The 877-nt window shown below is 23.5% G+C and carries 1 protein-coding gene; it reads left to right on the forward strand.

Annotated features, from left to right (window positions below; translation table 11 throughout):
- Positions 1-877 (forward strand): S4 domain-containing protein (locus tag JFN88_RS16300; protein ID WP_269846568.1); only part of this gene is annotated, 877 nt, incomplete at both ends.

Here is an 877-nt window from a genome sequence, read left to right on the forward strand (position 1 = left end):
TAGATTATATGAATAAATTTTTAAAATTATTAATAACCTTAAAATTATGTACAATACTAATTGAGGAATATTATGAAAAACAACATTATACAAATAAAAATCCTATTGTCGTTAATGAAACTGAGAATATAGAGGAAGAGTTTCATTCTATTTATAAGATTGAATCTAAATTTATAAAAAGAAAGTCAGATTGGTTATATCCAATTTTTTTTCGATCTAAAAAGAAATTAAATTTAAATAAATCTAATTCTGCTATAAATGTATTAGGCTTACCTGTTAGGCCTATTAATTTTCTTTATAGTTATAGTGATTTTCTTTCTGCTTATTCTCAACGTAATAAACAATCTCCCTCATCTTATCGTATTAAGGAATACGCTGATATTATTCAAACGCTTAAGAAATTTTCGTTGTTTTATGGAAGTATTTCAACAAAAAAAATTATATTTTATTTAGCTGAAGCTAAAAAAATGCCGGGAAATTATACAAAGAATTTTTTATGTTTAATAGAAAGTCGGTTAGATATAGCAATTTATCGTAGTGGATTTGCTCCATCTATTGCAGCAGCGCGTTGTTTATGTTCTCAAGGTCACGTATATATTAATTCAAAAAAAGTAACAACGCCAGGAATATTATTAAAATCTGGTGATGTTATTAAAGTAAGAGAAATTTCAAATATTTCGAAGAAATTAGAAAATTCTTTAAATTTTGATTTGTTAAATATAGAACCATTTTCTTTACAACAGATACAAATAAATGAAGTTCAACAATTAATAAATAAGTTAGAAAATAAGACATCTTTTATTAATTTTGATACTTCTTATGCAAAAGATAAATTTAATAGTTTAAAAAAGTCACTTTTTTATTTAAACTCTTCATC

It is taken from the genome of Paenibacillus roseus (assembly GCF_016424485.1).
GTDB classification, from domain to species: Bacteria; Bacillota; Bacilli; order Paenibacillales; family Paenibacillaceae; genus Paenibacillus_D; species Paenibacillus_D roseus.